The organism is Lysinibacillus sp. G1-3 (assembly GCF_056322905.1).
The window spans coordinates 1-224 of the sequence record NZ_JBWHYQ010000097.1; the positions used below are offsets into that span (position 1 = coordinate 1).

The window sequence follows — 224 nt, forward strand, 5'->3', positions numbered from 1 at the left end:
CTCCCTTCATTCCAAGTGCTTCATCAAGTTGTTGTGTTGCTTCTTCTTTCGTTATTGTACCTACTTCTGCTTGTGTGAAAACTACTTGTACTTTTTCTTTAGAAATCTCTTCTAAGTTAGCTGGTTTGCTTACTGTTTTTTTATCTCCCTTCATTCCAAGTGCTTCATCAAGTTGTTGTGTTGCTTCTTCTTTCGTTATTGTACCTACTTCTGCTTGTGTGAAA

1 pseudogene is annotated in these 224 nt (G+C 36.6%); it reads right to left on the reverse strand.

The annotated features are described in order from the left end of the window. Window positions 1-224: pseudogene (locus ACVYAD_RS25345) on the reverse strand (hypothetical protein); the annotation flags it as partial.